The 14,059-nt window shown below is 69.3% G+C and carries 12 protein-coding genes; all 12 read right to left on the reverse strand.

Going from position 1 to position 14,059, the window contains the following annotated elements:
* Positions 1-96: 96 nt before the first annotated feature.
* The 12 genes from ACCD07_RS03155 to ACCD07_RS03210 all read right to left on the reverse strand — a co-directional run bounded on the left by ACCD07_RS03155 (position 97) and on the right by ACCD07_RS03210 (position 14,055).
* Positions 97-1,044: an NAD-dependent epimerase/dehydratase family protein gene (locus ACCD07_RS03155; RefSeq protein WP_413446478.1), complete on the reverse strand. Its 948-nt coding sequence runs from the start codon at positions 1,042-1,044 to the stop codon at positions 97-99.
* Entirely contained in the window at positions 1,041-2,030 is a 990-nt protein-coding gene (locus ACCD07_RS03160; protein WP_413446479.1) for a fumarylacetoacetate hydrolase family protein, read from the reverse strand. The genes ACCD07_RS03155 and ACCD07_RS03160 overlap by 4 nt, the downstream gene beginning before the upstream one ends.
* Positions 2,031-2,056: 26 nt before the next feature.
* Entirely contained in the window at positions 2,057-2,635 is a 579-nt protein-coding gene (locus tag ACCD07_RS03165) for a cupin domain-containing protein (protein ID WP_176650271.1), read from the reverse strand.
* Positions 2,636-2,657: 22 nt separating this feature from the next.
* Positions 2,658-3,824 carry an MFS transporter gene (locus ACCD07_RS03170; RefSeq protein WP_413446480.1) on the reverse strand — a complete coding sequence of 389 codons (1,167 nt, stop codon included), beginning with the start codon at positions 3,822-3,824 and terminating at the stop codon, positions 2,658-2,660.
* 15 nt (positions 3,825-3,839) lie between these two features.
* Positions 3,840-4,970 (reverse strand): FAD-dependent oxidoreductase, encoded by a 1,131-nt coding sequence (locus ACCD07_RS03175; RefSeq protein WP_176650273.1) that lies wholly within the window; start codon positions 4,968-4,970, stop codon positions 3,840-3,842.
* Between the two features lie 96 nt (positions 4,971-5,066).
* A complete protein-coding gene (locus ACCD07_RS03180) occupies positions 5,067-6,710 on the reverse strand; it encodes a methyl-accepting chemotaxis protein (RefSeq protein ID WP_413446481.1) in 1,644 nt (547 codons plus the stop codon).
* A gap of 16 nt (positions 6,711-6,726) precedes the next feature.
* Positions 6,727-7,080 (reverse strand): Rieske (2Fe-2S) protein, encoded by a 354-nt coding sequence (locus ACCD07_RS03185; RefSeq protein WP_413446482.1) that lies wholly within the window; start codon positions 7,078-7,080, stop codon positions 6,727-6,729.
* A gap of 10 nt (positions 7,081-7,090) precedes the next feature.
* Positions 7,091-8,053, reverse strand: a complete 963-nt coding sequence (locus ACCD07_RS03190) for a VOC family protein (protein ID WP_176650276.1) — start codon at positions 8,051-8,053, stop codon at positions 7,091-7,093.
* A 16-nt stretch (positions 8,054-8,069) separates the two neighbouring features.
* Positions 8,070-9,230 carry an alpha/beta hydrolase family protein gene (locus tag ACCD07_RS03195; protein WP_413446483.1) on the reverse strand — a complete coding sequence of 387 codons (1,161 nt, stop codon included), beginning with the start codon at positions 9,228-9,230 and terminating at the stop codon, positions 8,070-8,072.
* A gap of 15 nt (positions 9,231-9,245) precedes the next feature.
* Positions 9,246-11,609 (reverse strand): efflux RND transporter permease subunit, encoded by a 2,364-nt coding sequence (locus ACCD07_RS03200; RefSeq protein WP_413446484.1) that lies wholly within the window; start codon positions 11,607-11,609, stop codon positions 9,246-9,248.
* Positions 11,606-12,700, reverse strand: a complete 1,095-nt coding sequence (locus ACCD07_RS03205; protein ID WP_413446485.1) for a YCF48-related protein — start codon at positions 12,698-12,700, stop codon at positions 11,606-11,608. Before ACCD07_RS03205 ends, ACCD07_RS03200 begins: the two co-directional genes overlap by 4 nt.
* Positions 12,700-14,055, reverse strand: coding sequence for a DUF1329 domain-containing protein (locus ACCD07_RS03210; protein WP_176650280.1), 1,356 nt, complete (start codon positions 14,053-14,055; stop codon positions 12,700-12,702). Before ACCD07_RS03210 ends, ACCD07_RS03205 begins: the two co-directional genes overlap by 1 nt.
* Positions 14,056-14,059 lie beyond the last annotated feature (4 nt).

The following is a 14,059-nucleotide window of genomic DNA, read 5'->3' on the forward strand; positions in this document are numbered from 1 at the left end:
CCCCCGCGGGGGGTGTTTTTTTTGGGGCTGTTCCACTCGCTCGCGGGGGGGGGCGGCTGGGGGCGCGGGGGGGGGCCCCCGTCAAGCTGGCGTCTTTTAAGGCGTGGGTGCGAGGGCCTGCTGGATCAACCGGGCCGCATCTCCATCATGGCGGAAGCCGGCGGCCAGCGCGGCCGGCGTGCGCAGCGCGGGGTAGTTGCCGAACAGCGCTTCGATCCGCGGGTCCGGCTGATGGCTGATCAGCTGTCGGCAGCGCGCACCATAGCGCTCCACCAGCGCCGCCAGGAGCTGTTCCATGCTGAGGTGTAGTACGGGTAGTTGCCAGCAGCGCGACGCGGGCGCTTCGGCGGTGCTCATCGCCGCCGCGTGCAGCAGGTTGTCGACACAGCAGGGCAGCGACATCCACCAGGCGGTCGCCTGCGCCGACACCGGACAGACATACGGCTCGCCGGCCGCCAGCCGGTGCATGACGAGGCTCATGAAGGCCGAGCCATGGCCCGTTTCGGCCGCCGGCCGGGCTACGATGCCCGGCAGCCGCAGGCTGACCGCGTCCAGCTCGCCGCGCCGGCTCAAGTCGGCCAGTTCGATTTCCGCCATCAGCTTGTGGGCGCCGTAGCTGATCGCCGGCCGGGCCGGCTGGTCTTCATGCACCGCGTCCGCGCCGAGCGGACCATAGACCGCGACCGAACTGGCAAACACGAAGCGTGGCGCACGCCGTTGTTTGCGGCCTTGCGCGGCCAGCCGGTGGGCCAGCGTCAGCGTGGCCTGCAGGTTGACCTGGTAGCCCAGCGCGTGTTCGCGCTCGGCCAGAGAGCCGGGCACGCTGGCCAGGTGGAACACGATGTCGGCCGGCAGGCGCAGCGCGTCATCCAGCACGGCGGGATCGCCGAACGAGCCGAGGACCCGTCGTGTATTCGGGCCGGCCGGCGCGCTGTCGAACGATTGGTCGATCAGCGTCAACTGATGCTTTGGATCTTCCTGCAAGCGGCGCACCAGCGCGCGGCCGACAAAGCCGTTGGCGCCGGTGATCACGATATGACTCATGCCGCGCGCTCCGCGCGTACCACCTGTTGCTCGATGACGCCGAACGGACCGTGGCCGCCGCCGGGCCAGCGCGCCTCCATGCGGACCTTGTCGCCAAAGCGCATGAAGCCCGTGCGGGCGGCGCCCTGGTCGATGATTTCGATCACGCGCCGCTCCGCGATGCAGGCCGAACCCGCAGCGCGGCTGGCGTTCGATACGGTGCCGGTGCCGATGATGGTGCCGGGCGTGAGCCGCCGCGTGCGCGCCGCGTGGGCGATCAGGTCGCCGAAGCCGAAGCTCATTTCGCCACCGTGCGGCTGGCCGAAGCGCTCGCCGTTCCATTCCACTTCCAGTTGCAGGTGCACACGGCCGTCCTGCCAGGCGTTGCCCAGTTCGTCTGGCGTGACGGCCACCGGGGCAAAGCTGGTCGACGGCTTGGCTTGCAGGAAGCCGAAGCCGGTGCGCATTTCGCGCGGGCCCATGGCGCGCAGGCTCCAGTCGTTCAGCTGTACCACCAGCCGCACCGACGCCAGCGCTTCGGCCGGCGTGCTGGCCATCGCCACCGCGTCGACGATGACGCCGAATTCGCCCTCGAAGTCGATGCCGTCGGCTTCGCTGGGCAGCGGCACCTTGTCGTGCGGGCCGAGGAAGTCGTCGCTGGCGCCCTGATACATCAGCGGAATGGTGTCCAGGTCGGGGATGGGCGGGGTGTCGAACGCTTGCGCCATCAGGTGGGCGTGATTGAGGAAGGCGGAGCCGTCGCACCATTGTGGGCTGCGCGGCAGAGGCGCCGCGCAGAGGCGGGGTTCGAAGGGCTGGCCGGCCAGTTGGCCGGCGTTGAGCGCGTCGTAGCGCTCGCGCAGGCCGGCCTCGACGTCGTTCCAGTGCCGCAGCGCGTACAGCAGGGAAGGGGCGAGGTCGCCGGCTTCGACGCAGCGGGTCAGGTCGCGCGAAACGAGCAGCAGGCGGCCGTCCAACGTGCGGTCTTGCAGGGTAGCGAATTTCATGGTCAGTGTCTGTATGTTGGTTGAGCTCAGCGCGCCGCGAGCGCGGTGGCGATGGCCGGATCGTAGGCACCGTCGATCAGCATGAACAAGATGCGGCAGGGCCGCTGCGAACGGTTGGCCCAGGCATGGTTGGTGCCGCGCTGGATCACCACACTGCCGGGATGCAGCTGCACTTCGGAGTCGTCGAGCACCAGCGTCAGTTCGCCTTCGATGACGATGCCGTAGTCGACCGACTCGGTGCGGTGCATCAGCGGGTGCGGCGAGTGGGCGCGTACCGTCGATGCTGCGGCGTCGCCGACCTCGGTGAAAGCTTCTTGCATCCGTGCCGCGCCATGGGCCAGGAATTCGGCGGTATCAGGTGGGATGTCGACGAAACGCAACCGCGTGCCCAGCTTCGGTGGCGGCAGCGTCAGCGGGCCGGTGGTGGGATCGGGGCCGTTGTCGGCCGGTGCCGGCGTGGCGGCCGTGCTCCAGACTTCGTGGAACACGGTGCCGGGTATGGCCGACAGTTCGACCACGGTGGGCAGCGCGCCCTCAGTGCTGACGATGGCTTTGCCGGCTGCGTCATGGCCGGTGACGACGCGGTGTATCGGGGGGAAGGTCATAGGGGAACTCCGGTTTCTATCATCAGGAAAGCACGACGGCGCGGCGGCGGCCGGCCTGCGCGAAGCAGTAGACCGCGGCGATGGCCAGCAGTACGGCGGCGCTGCCAAGCACCCCGTAGCCGGCGTGCTTGACCAGGGTGCCGCCGAGCACGGGGCCGATGGCGGCGCCCACCATCAGCATGGCGGGCGTGGCCGACAGCGCGCGGCCGCCCGGATCGAGCTGCGCCACCAGTCCGAAGGCGAAGGTGTGGGTGAAGATCATCACGGCGGCAAACATGGCGCCGGCGACGGCGTAAGGCAGGTAGCCTGTGCTGCCGGCGATGGTCACCGCCAGCGCAGCCTGCGCCACCGGTCCGCCCAACACCACCAGATGCGCGGGCCAGCGCCGTTGCAGCAGCGCTGCCAGCGGCGCCGGGATCAGGTTGACGAAGCCCAGCGCGATCAGCACGCCGGTGACGGCGGCGGGCGCGAAGCCGCGGTCCGCGCCTATCCGTTCGAGGAAGCTGAACATCATGGCCTGCACCAGTCCCATGCAACTGATGCCCAGCGCGGCAAACCAGACCGCCGCGCTGATGCCGCCGGCGCCGGCGGCGTGACCGGTCCGGGCGCCGGCGGCGGGGGCGACAGGACCCGCAGGAAAGGCGACGGCCGTGACCACGGCTGCCACCAGCATCACCGCGGCGAACACGCGGAACAGCACCGGGCCGCCGCCGGCGGCCACCAGGACGGGCGTCAGGCCGAGGAAAACGATCGCGAATATGCCCAGCGCCATGCCGGCCAGCGCGAACATGCGGTGCGGATTGCGGCCGCGGCCCATGGTGCCGTGCGCCATGCTGAGGGCGCTGCCGGCCGCCGCGCCGGCCAGCGCGTGCAGCACCGCCATCAACGTGAAGTCGCTGGTCAGGGCCGTGGCGAAGAAAGCGATGCCGGCCAGCGCGAAGCCGCACGGCGCCACCACATTGGCACGCAGCCGGTGGAAGCGCGGCGCGCATACCAGGCTGCAGCCGACGGCGCCCAGCAGGAACAGCGTGGCCAGCGCGCCGGCCCGTTGCGGGTCGAAGCCGTAGCGGGTGATCAGCGTGCCGACCCATACCGGCAGCGCCACCAGGTCCACCATGCCGGCGCAGTGCGCCACCATCAGAGCGATGCGGCCGGGCCAGCGTTCGTCAAGCTTGTCGTGATTCTCCATGGCAGGCTCCCGCGCTCAGATCGGCGCGGCCAGCGCCATGTGGGTGTCGCGCATGATCTGCGCGTGCTCGGCTTTGTCGCCGCCGGTGATCTCGATCTCGCCCAGCCGGCCCGAGTTCTCCACCACCATGCGGCAGCGCTCCCAGCGCCGCGCCTCGAACTGCGTCAGCGCCTGCTCGACGCTGGCGGCGCTGCCCAGTTCCTCGGCCAGCACGATGGCGTCCTCGATGCCGATGCAGGCGCCGGAGGCCATGTGCGGCGTGGTGGCGTGCACGGTGTCGCCGATCAGCACCACGCGGCCGCTGTGCCATGGCTGCCGCACCAGCAACTGCTCCAGCGGGCGGTAGACGATCTGCGAGTCTTCGTTGAGCGCGGCGCGGCACTGCTGCATCAGCGGCGCGGAGAAGGGTGCCAGCAGCTCGGACAGCATGGACGCGAACTGCTTCGGATCGATCTGCACGTTGTCGGCGCGGTCTTCGGTGACGAACAGGTACATCTGGTCGCGCGAGACCGGATTGACGCCGGTCTTGATCTTGGGGCCGACCCACATCATGGCCCGTTCCACTTCGGCTGGCCGCGGCAGCACCGCGCGCCACACGCACTGGCCGGTGTACTGCGGCTGCGACGCTTCCGGCAGCACCGCCTCGCGCACCTTGGAATACAGGCCGTCGGCGCCGATCACCAGGTCGTAGTTGCGCGTTTCTCCGTCGGTGAAGGTGACCTCGACGCCGTCGGCGTGCTGGCGCAGCGCGGTGAAGGTGCAACCCAGGCGCACTTTGGCGCCGCTGGCGATGGTGGCGTCGGCCAGTATCTTGGCCAGCACCGGACGCATGATGGCGCCGCCGCCGGGGATTTCGGGTCCGGCCAGGCGTGGCGTCGGCAGCACGGCGATCTGCTGGCCATGCGGCAGGAACAGGTCGACGTCGTCGGCGGCCGAGCCTTGCGCCATGAATTGTTCGAGGATGCCCAGCGTCTTGAAGGCGCGCAGCGTGGCGCCGCCCAGGCTGATGCCGGCACCGTAGGAACGCCAGCCGGGATCGATCTCCGCCACCTCCACGGCCAGGCCCTGCTTGCGCAGCTGGATGGCCGCGGCCATGCCGGAAAAGCCGCCGCCGATGATCAGGATGTTTTGTGCAGGGGATGTCATGTGGGTCTCCATTGGTTCAATGATTGTTGTTTTGCGATGCTGTGGGCCTAGTGTGCGGATTCAGGCCTTATTTGTAAAATTGATTAAATGCATGGCTTATATCGATACGATCGATGGCTGTGGTGCCTGGAACAGCTGTACCAGGCCGACCAGCCGTCCCGCTTCGGTGCCGAGCACGGTGGCGGTATCGACCGACACCGCGCCCATGGCGGCGTTCTGCTGCGTCATCGCGTCCAGCTGGCTCAATACGGTGCCGATCTCGCGCAGGCTGGCGTTCTGCTCGATGGCGGCGCCGGAGATGTCGCTGACCAGCGCCGCCACGCCGTCGCTCATCGTGATCAGCGTGTCGGCGTTGGCCGCCGCATGAGCCACCTGCGCGCTGCTGGCGGCGATGCGGCTGTCCGCCTCGCGGCTCAGGCTTCCGATCTGGGTCGCGGCGCCGGCGGCGCGCTGGGCCAGTGTGCGGACCTCGGCCGCGACCACCGCGAAGCCGCGCCCATGTTCGCCGGCGCGTGCCGCCTCCACGGCGGCGTTCAGTGCCAGGATATTGGTCTGGAAGGCGATGCCGCTGATGATGCGGACAATGTCGTCGATCTTGCGGGTGGCCTGACGGATGCCCTCCATGCCCGCAGTGACCTGCGCCATCGCGTTGCCGCCGTCCTGCGCCTGGCGCCGCACGCTGTCGGTCTGCGTCTTCGCCAGCTGGGCCGCCTCGGCGCTGCGGGTCACCATGGCCGCCAGGTCGAGCATGGCGGCGGTGGTCTGGCGCAGTCCCGATGCGGTTTGCTCGGTGCGTTCGGACAGTTCGCGGCTGCTGACGGCGATCGCGCTGCTGGCGCCGGCGATCGCATCGGCCGAGGCGTCCAGCCCGCCGACGATACGGCGCAACTTGTCCTGCATGCCGCCGATCGCGCCCAGCAGCCGTCCCAGTTCGTCCGCGCGCTGGACCTGGATCGCCGACGCCAGGTCGCCGCCGGCGATCGATTCGGCCACCCTGGTCGCCTCGGCCACCGGCACCGTGATGTTGCGCGCCAGGCCCAGCGCCAATGGCAGGCTGGCGGCAGTCGCCAACGCCAGCGCCGACAGCAGCAGGGTGCGGGCCTGTTGCGCGCGCTGCCTGGCCTGCAGGTATACCGCCTCGTTGCTGCGGCTGATCCGGGTGACGATGGCAGCGATGCGCTCACGCCATTGCTGCTCCGCGCGCTCGGTCTGCAGCAGCAGGGCGAACGCCGCCTCGGCGCCGGCGCCCTGCACCACCAGATCCATCGCGCGCTCATGCACCGGGGCGATTTCGGCGCGCACCGCGCGGATGGCGGCCAGCTGGCCGGCCAGCGTGGGTTCCTCTTCGCCGGCTTCGGCCGGCAGCGCCGCCAGTTGGGCCTCGGTGCGGTCGTAGCCCGCCTTGGCTTGACGCAGCAGCGCGGATTGCGCTTTCAGGTCCTCGGCATCGGTCATCGGCAGCAGCGTGCGTTCCTGCATGCCGATGTCCAGCAGCGCGGTCTGCAGCCGGTGCGCCAGGTCGGCGCGGCGGGCGTCGCGTTCGACGATGCGCTGCAGCTGGTCCGACGCCGATTGCAGGTGCCACAGCGCCAGCACCGTGGTGGCGCCGAACAGCAGCATCAGCGCTCCCATGCCCAGCAGGAGCCGGGGGCGCAGGCCGAGTTGGCGCCGCTGCCCTTGGGCGGGTCGCGGCCGAAGCAGCGCCAGGGGCAATGGCCGGCGCCAGCGTATTGGTTTCATGTGGTCTCCTGCTTTTTTATTGTGGATCGCCGGCCAGCCAGACTTCGCCGGCGGCGTTGACGGCGATGGCCACCGGCGTCAGCGCCTGGCCCAGGCACGGGCCGCGCACGCAGGCGCCGCCGTCGATCTCGAACAGCGCGCCGTGCGCCGCGCAGACGATGTGGCTGCGCTCAGCGTTCAGATAGGCATGCCGGCGCCACGCCATCGGCGTGTCGCCGTAGTGCGGGCACAGGTCGCGGTAGGCATGCAGGCGCCCGCCCTGGCGCACCACCAGCACGCTGTCCTGGCCGCTGCCCAGCGGGTCGAAGCCGCGCGCTTCGCCGTCGGGCAGTTCTTCCAGGCGGCACAGCAGAAGGTCGGAGGCCTGCATGGCGCCCCTCCTAGTGCGCGGCTGGTGGAGCGCCTGCGGCGCCGGGAGGCGGGCCGGATGGCGCCCACTTGTCGCGCGCCTGGAACAGGAACAGCTGCGAGGCGTCGGCGCTCATCGGCACGGTGCGCGGTTGCCAGTCGGCGTCGTGCAGGTCCATGTCGGCGTCGTACTCGACGTGACAACCCAACGGGCTGTTGAAGTACCAGAACCAGTTGGAGCCGAACTTGTGGCGGCCCGGCCCCCAGAACGACTGATAGCCCTTGTCGACGAAGCGGGTGCCGGCCTGCATCAATTCGCTCGGTCCGCCCAGGTGGAAGGTGAAGTGCTCCACGCCCTGCATGAACGGCGGGGTCTTGATCAGGAACAGGGTGTGGTGGTCCAGCGTGCCGGCTGGCTGCAGGAAGGGACCTGCGCCGCCCAGGCGGTCGGTGCAGCGGAAACCGAGGCGTTCGATATAGAACGCTTCCGCCTTGTCCGTATCCGGCACGAAGTAGACCACGTGCGACAAGGTGCGCGGCTGGATCACGGCTTGTTCGCTCGCCGCCACCACGTTGGCGCCGCGTTGCGCCGGAGCGCCCGGCGCGTTGATGGTTTCCGCCGCCAGCGAAATGGTCCGCCGCACGCTGACCTGGAAGCCCAGCACGAAGCCCGAATCGTCGGTGCTTTCGATCGAGCCGTCGGGCAGGCGGCGCACTTCGCGGTCCTTGCCCAGTTCTTCGGCGATGGCGCCCAGCGTGGCGCTGTCGGCCACGCCGTAGACGGTCTTGCGCAGCATGGTGCGGGTCGGCAGCGGCGGCGGCAGCGAGGCGTCGTCCTGGTGGGCGATGACGATGGCGGTGCCGTCCAGCGCTTCGAAGCGGCCGCCGGCGGCCGTGACGCCGACCGGCGTCAGGCCGTAGTCGGTCAGGTACTGGCTGCAGGCGGCGACGTCGTCGACGCCGAAAACGAGTGCATCTGGTCCGATGATATTCATGTGTGATTCCTTGTGGTTAGAGGGATACTCGCCCGCCCAGGGTCTCGGCGACCCAGTCGGCTATGTAGGCGCCGGCATTGGCGGAGTTGTCGAAGCTGGAGTGCTGCACGCCGCCTTCGCGTTCGGTGAAGATCTTCAGCTCGCGTTTCGGGCTGTTGACCAGCTGTTCGTAGGTGCGTTCGGCCCAGTGCAGCGGGATCTGCGAGTCTTTGCTGCCGTGGGTGACCAGGAACGGCACCTTGATGCGCTCGATCACGCCGTCCAGGTGCACGTTCTCGGCGATCTTCATGAAGTCGTCCATGTCCTTCGCGCCCCAGACCCATTGCACGTGTGCCCAGTAGTGCGGCACCGGGAAGCTGCCTTCTTTCTGCAGGCGCTTTTTCTGCACGTCGCGCCAGTCGTGGTTGGCGCCCCACACGACGCCGCAGGCGAAGCGCGGCTCGAAGGCCACCGCGCGCGGGCAGTAGTAGCCGCCCAGCGACACGCCTTCGCAGCCGATGCGCTTGGGATCGACGTCGTCGCGCGTCTCCAGCCAGTCGACCACCTTGCTGGCCCATACCTCGGTGTTGTAGACGGCCGTCATGCCGTGCAGGCGCAGGGCTTCGCCGGTGCCCGGCTGGTCGATGATCAGCGAGGACACGCCGCGCTGCGCCAGCCAGCGCGGCAGGCCGACGCGGTATTTCATCTCCTTGGTCGAATCGAGGCCGTTCAGCTGCACCAGCAACGGCGCGCGGCCGCTGACGCCTTCGGCCCGCACATACAGGCCGGAGATGTGCGCGTCGCCGTAGGAGATCTCGACCCGCTCGCAGTTTTCGCCGGCCAGCGCGATGCCCTTGGCGAACACGTCGAGGAAGCGCCGGTACAGCGCGACGCGGCCCTCCGCGCCATGGGCCTGCAGGCGCTCGGCGGTCAGGTAGTAGGTGGCGGCGCGGCCGTACTTGTCGCCGGCCGAGATCAGGCGGCCGCGCGCCTCGTCTTCTTCGGCCAGTTCGCACAGCTTGTCGGCCATGCGTACCCAGGTGGCGCGGAAGGCCTGCGAGCCGGCGGCGTCGGGCTGCTTGGCGGCCTCCTGCAGCGGCGCGCACATCTCCTGGATCTCGCCCATTTTGGCGCCCATCTCGATGGCGAGATTGACCGAGAGATCCCAGACGTAGTTGGTGGGGAAGTAGCGAAACATTGATGCTCCTTGTGGTTAAAGCGGTTTGGCTGCTGGCTTGAGCAGGAAGTGGGACAGAGCGGGCACCAGGATCAGCGCGCCGAGCATATTCCATAGGAACATGAAGCCCAGCAGCAGGCCCATGTCGGCCTGGAACTTGATCGGGCTGAAGACCCAGGTGATGACGCCGATGGCCAGCGTCACGCCGGTCAGCATCACCACCTTGCCGGTGAAGAGCAGCGCGCGGTAGTAGGCGGCCGACAGGCTGGAGCCCTGGCGCAGCTGGCCCAGCGTGATGCTGAGGATGTACAGCGCGTAGTCGACGCCGATGCCCACGCCGAGTGCGATCACCGGCAGCGTGGCGACCTTGACGCCCATGCCGAACACCACCATCAGCGCCTCGGCCAGCACGGAGGTCAGCATCAGCGGCAGCACCGCCACCAGCACCGCGCGCCAGGAGCGGAAGGTGATGAAGCACAGCAGCACCACCGCCGCATACACCAGCAGCAGCATGCGGCGCCACGCCTCGTGCACCACGATGTTGGTGGCGGCCTCGATGCCGGCCGATCCGGCCGCCAGCTGGAACTGCACGTCCTTGCTGTCGTTGGCGGCGGCGAAGGCTTCGACGTGGGCCACCACGCGCGCCAGCGTATCGGCCTTGTGGTCGCGTAGGTAGGCGTACACCGTCAGCAGGTTGCAGCTGTCGTTGTACAGGCCGCGCGGGGCACCGGCGGTGACGGTGTTGAGCATGTCCTGGTTGGGCAGGAATTCATACCACTTCGGGTTGCCCTCGTTGAGGCCCACCAGCACGCGGCGGTTCAGCAGCGCCAGGCTGTTGCTGCTCTCGACGCCGTCGATCTGGCGCAGCTGCCATTCCAGCGCATCGATTTTGTTGAGCGTGTCGTATTGCGAGCACTGTCCGTCCGGCGTCTTGACCATCACCGCCAGCACGTCGCTTGAAGCCCCGTAGGACGCGCTGAGCGCGGCGACGTCGCGGTTGTAGCGGCTGTCGGCGCGCAGCTCCGGCGCGCCCGGATCTAGGTCGCCGATCTTCAGCCGGGTGCTGAGCGCATAGCCGCCCGCGGCCAGCAGCAGCGCCGCCACGATGGCGCCGGTGGCCCAGCGGCGGCCGGTGAATCGGTCCAGCAGCGCCCACAGCGGATGGCGCGCCTGGCCGGAGGCCTCGGCCGCCTCGGCGCGCAGGCTGCGCGCGGCGGCGTCGGCGCTGACGCCGGTGTAGCTGAGCAGGATGGGCAGCAGGATCAGGTTGGTGAAGATCAGCATGCCCACGCCCAGCGAGGCGGCGACCGCCAGCTCGCGGATCACGGCGATGTCGATCGTCGACAGCACGGCGAAGCCGACCGCGTCGGCCAGCAGCGCGGTCAGCCCGGCCAGGAACAGGCGGCGGAAGGTGTAGCGCGCCGCCACCAGCTTGTGCATGCCGCGTCCCACGTCCTGCATGATGCCATTCATCTTCTGGGCGCCGTGGCTCATGCCGATGGCGAACACCAGGAACGGCACCAGGATGGAGTAGGGGTCGAGCGCGTACCCAAGCATCGGCAGCATGCCGAGCTGCCACACCACCGCCACCAGCGACGCCAGCACCACCAGCGCGGTCGAGCGCGAGCAGCGGGTGTACCAGTAGACCATGGCGGTGGCGATGGCGACCGCGATGGCGAAGAACACCAGCACCGCGCGCACGCCGTCGATCAGATCGCCCACCAGCTTGGCGAAGCCGGTGATGTGGATGCGCACGCCCTGTTGCTCGTACTTGGCGCGCAGCGCTTCCAGCCGCTGGGCGAACTGGCCGTAGTCGAGTGCCTTGCCATCGCCGTCGCGCACCAGCAGCGGCACGTAGATCACGCTGGAGCGGGCGTCGAAGGCCACCAGCTGGCCGATCTCGCCGGAACGGGCGATGTTGGCCTGCAGCTGCGCCAGGCTGGCGGCGCCGCCATCGTCATAGCCGTCTGGGATCACCGGGCCGCCTTCCAGCCCGTCCTCGGTCACGCCGACCCAGCGCGTGCCGGGCGTCCACAGGGACTTCATCTGGTTGCGCGCCACGCCGGGCAGCAGGAACACTTCCTCGCTCAGTTTGCGCAGGGTGTCGAGGTAGGCGCGGTCGTAGATGCTGCCGCGCGGATTGTCGACCGCGATGCGCACCGCGTTGCCCAGCCCCGTCAACTCGGCCTGGTTGGCCAGGTAGTTGCGGATGTAGGGATGGTTGGCCGGGATGGTTTTCTCGAAGCTGGCGTTGATGCTCAATTTGGTGGCCTGCCAGCCCAGCAGGGCCGTGACCAGCGCGCAGGCGAACATCACCAGCAGGCGGTTGTTGAACAGCAGCCGTTCGACCAGCGAACCGGAGGCGCGGTCGAATTGCGTCAATTGTTCGGACATGTTCATGGTTTCGCTCCCGGGAACGGCGCGGCCACCGGCATGATGCCCTGCATGGTCAACGCCAGCAGCTGGCCGTTGCGCAGATCGAGCACGCCGTTCAGCGGCGGCAGCGGCGCGGCCGGGGAGGGCGCCAGCCCCTGTCCCTGCACGGTCAGCAGCAGGCCGGCCTGGTTGGCGAACAGCAGCGAACCGTCGGCGCGGATGGCCGATGCGGTGATCGATACCGGCATCGGGCTGGCCAGCTGTTGCCAGCTGCGGCCGCCGTCGGTGGAGCGCCAGGCGTTGCCGCGCAATCCGGCCAGTACCAGCTCATGGTCGTTGGCCGCCGGCAGTTCGGCGGTGAAGAAACTGCCCCGGTAGGGCAGCTCCAGGCGCCGGAAAGTCCGGCCGCCGTCAGTGGACAGCAGCGCCAGTCCGCGCTCGCCGCCGATCAGGACGGCGTCGCCGCCCCGGCGCACCGTGTTCAGGTGCAGGCCCTTTGGATTGTCGATGCGGTCCATCCACGAGGTCCAGGTGCGGCCGCCGTCGTCGCTGCCGAAGGCCAGGCCGTAGGCGCCCACCGCCAGCATGCGGCCGCCGCCCAGCAGGCAGACGTCCAGCAGCGGCTTGTCGGCGCCGTCGGCCACCAGCCGCTCGGCCTCGCGGATGGCGGCGTCGTTGTCGCGGGCCTTGGCCGCCGCCAGCGCCAGCGCGGCGATGCGCTGCCCATCCAGCGTCGCCTCCCAATGGGCGCCGCCGTCTGCGCTGGTCAGGGCCACGCCCGCGTGGCCGACCGCGACGCCATGCTGCGCGTCGGCGAAGCGCACCGCCGTCAGCGTCACGCTGACGGGAACGGCGGCCTGGCGCCAGTTTTTACCCTGGTCGTCGCTGAGCAGGATGATGCCGCGCTCGCCGACGGCGACGATGCGCGTCCCCGCCGTGGCGGCACCCAGCATCACGGCCTGCGCCGCATGCTGCGCCGTCACGGCCGGCCGCAGCCGGGCCGCCGCGACGGCGCCGGGCGGAGCGTCCGGCGCGCCGGCGGCCCATGCCGGCGCGGCACCCAGCGCCAGTGCGCAGTACCATGCGCACTCCAGCAGATACGTTTTCATCGACATCAGCGCGCACCTTCGCCGGCCATGGCGTCAGGGGTGAAGACGCTGTCCTGGTAGCGCGGCTTGAGCGGATACTGCGCCGGCTTCGCGGTGTACAGGTCGCCCACGAAAGCGGTGCCGGAGACTAGGTCGGTGAAGCCGAAGGCGCCGATCACGGTGCCCGGCAGGTCCGGCGCGACAAAGGTTTGCGACCACAGCGTCTTCCACAGCTGGCCGTTGGCGTCCCAGCGGTCGCCCAGCACGCAGTTCCAGGTGTCCTCGTCGCAGTAGTAGCGGCTCTTCGGCGCCTGATGGCGCTGGCCGGCGCGCAGCGCGGCCTCGACCACCCACACGCGGTGCCGTTCCCAGCGCACGTGGTCGGGATTGAGGTAGGCCTTGCCGATTACCTCGGCGTCGGTCTTGGGCTGCAGCAGCTTGTTGCCGTTGTAGGGGATCAGCATCTCCTGCTTGCCCACCAGCTTCCAGTCGAAACGGTCGGTGCGGCCGGTCCAGGTTGCGATCTCGTCAAAGCTCATCACGCCGGCGGTGGATGGCGTGGGCGTGTCGCAGCACGGATTCGGCAGCTTGCGCACGCGGCGCTGGCCGGTCAGGTAGACCCAGGCCTGGTCCTTGCTCGGATCGATGCTGTCGCGGCCGACGATGGCTTCGCCGGCGCGGATCGGCGGACCGGAATTGATCAGGCGGATCAGCCAGAACTCGTTGGCCTTGGTGAACTGCTCCAGCGAGCCTTCCTGGAAGTAGTACGGCATCTGCAGGTCGGCGGTGCCGCTGGTGGTCAGCACGGCCTTGCCGTCGGCCGTCAGCTGGTACTGATTGAGCGGGGCCTGCCAAGAGGTGCCGCGCCAGCGCAGCAGGTGGTTCCACATCACTTCCGCGCCGGTCTTCGGAATGGGGAAGGGGACGCCGCCGTAGGCGCCGCTGACCACGTCGCTGGCCAGCTTGGCGCGGGTGGCGTTCTTGAAAGTGTTGTCATACACCCACTGCGGCGCGGCGGCGGTGCGGTGGGTCTGGTAGACGTCGAGCCGGTAGTCCGGATATTTTTTCAGCATGGCCTTGGTGCCGTCGGTCAGCACGCCGGCATATTGGTCGGCGTTTTTGCCGGTGACGACAAACAAGGGTTTCTCGTCCTTGAACGGATCGCCGCGGCGGCCCCCCGGCTTGTCGCCCGCGATCGCCGTGGTGTAGCCGCCGGTCCAGGCGGGGATGCTGCCGTCCTTGTTGCCGGCCTTTTCGGCGCCCAGCGGCGTCAGTTCGGTTTTCAGCTTGGCCGCTTCCTCGGGCGTGACGGCGGCGGCGGGCAGCGAGGCGGCCAGCGCGGCCAGCGCCGCCAGGGCGGATATCAGGCGTGGGTGTTTCATATGG

Source organism: Duganella sp. Dugasp56 (genome assembly GCF_047304105.1).
GTDB lineage: Bacteria > Pseudomonadota > Gammaproteobacteria > Burkholderiales > Burkholderiaceae_D > Rugamonas > Rugamonas hordei.

Bases quoted from the DNA above. Each gene is read 5' to 3' on its own strand.
- ACCD07_RS03155 (WP_413446478.1), bottom strand. From the start codon at position 1,044: ATGAGTCATATCGTGATCACCGGCGCCAACGGCTTTGTCGGCCGCGCG.
- ACCD07_RS03160 (WP_413446479.1), bottom strand. From the start codon at position 2,030: ATGAAATTCGCTACCCTGCAAGACCGCACGTTGGACGGCCGCCTGCTG.
- ACCD07_RS03165 (WP_176650271.1), bottom strand. From the start codon at position 2,635: ATGACCTTCCCCCCGATACACCGCGTCGTCACCGGCCATGACGCAGCC.
- ACCD07_RS03170 (WP_413446480.1), bottom strand. From the start codon at position 3,824: ATGGAGAATCACGACAAGCTTGACGAACGCTGGCCCGGCCGCATCGCT.
- ACCD07_RS03175 (WP_176650273.1), bottom strand. From the start codon at position 4,970: ATGACATCCCCTGCACAAAACATCCTGATCATCGGCGGCGGCTTTTCC.
- ACCD07_RS03180 (WP_413446481.1), bottom strand. From the start codon at position 6,710: ATGAAACCAATACGCTGGCGCCGGCCATTGCCCCTGGCGCTGCTTCGG.
- ACCD07_RS03185 (WP_413446482.1), bottom strand. From the start codon at position 7,080: ATGCAGGCCTCCGACCTTCTGCTGTGCCGCCTGGAAGAACTGCCCGAC.
- ACCD07_RS03190 (WP_176650276.1), bottom strand. From the start codon at position 8,053: ATGAATATCATCGGACCAGATGCACTCGTTTTCGGCGTCGACGACGTC.
- ACCD07_RS03195 (WP_413446483.1), bottom strand. From the start codon at position 9,230: ATGTTTCGCTACTTCCCCACCAACTACGTCTGGGATCTCTCGGTCAAT.
- ACCD07_RS03200 (WP_413446484.1), bottom strand. From the start codon at position 11,609: ATGAACATGTCCGAACAATTGACGCAATTCGACCGCGCCTCCGGTTCG.
- ACCD07_RS03205 (WP_413446485.1), bottom strand. From the start codon at position 12,700: ATGTCGATGAAAACGTATCTGCTGGAGTGCGCATGGTACTGCGCACTG.
- ACCD07_RS03210 (WP_176650280.1), bottom strand. From the start codon at position 14,055: ATGAAACACCCACGCCTGATATCCGCCCTGGCGGCGCTGGCCGCGCTG.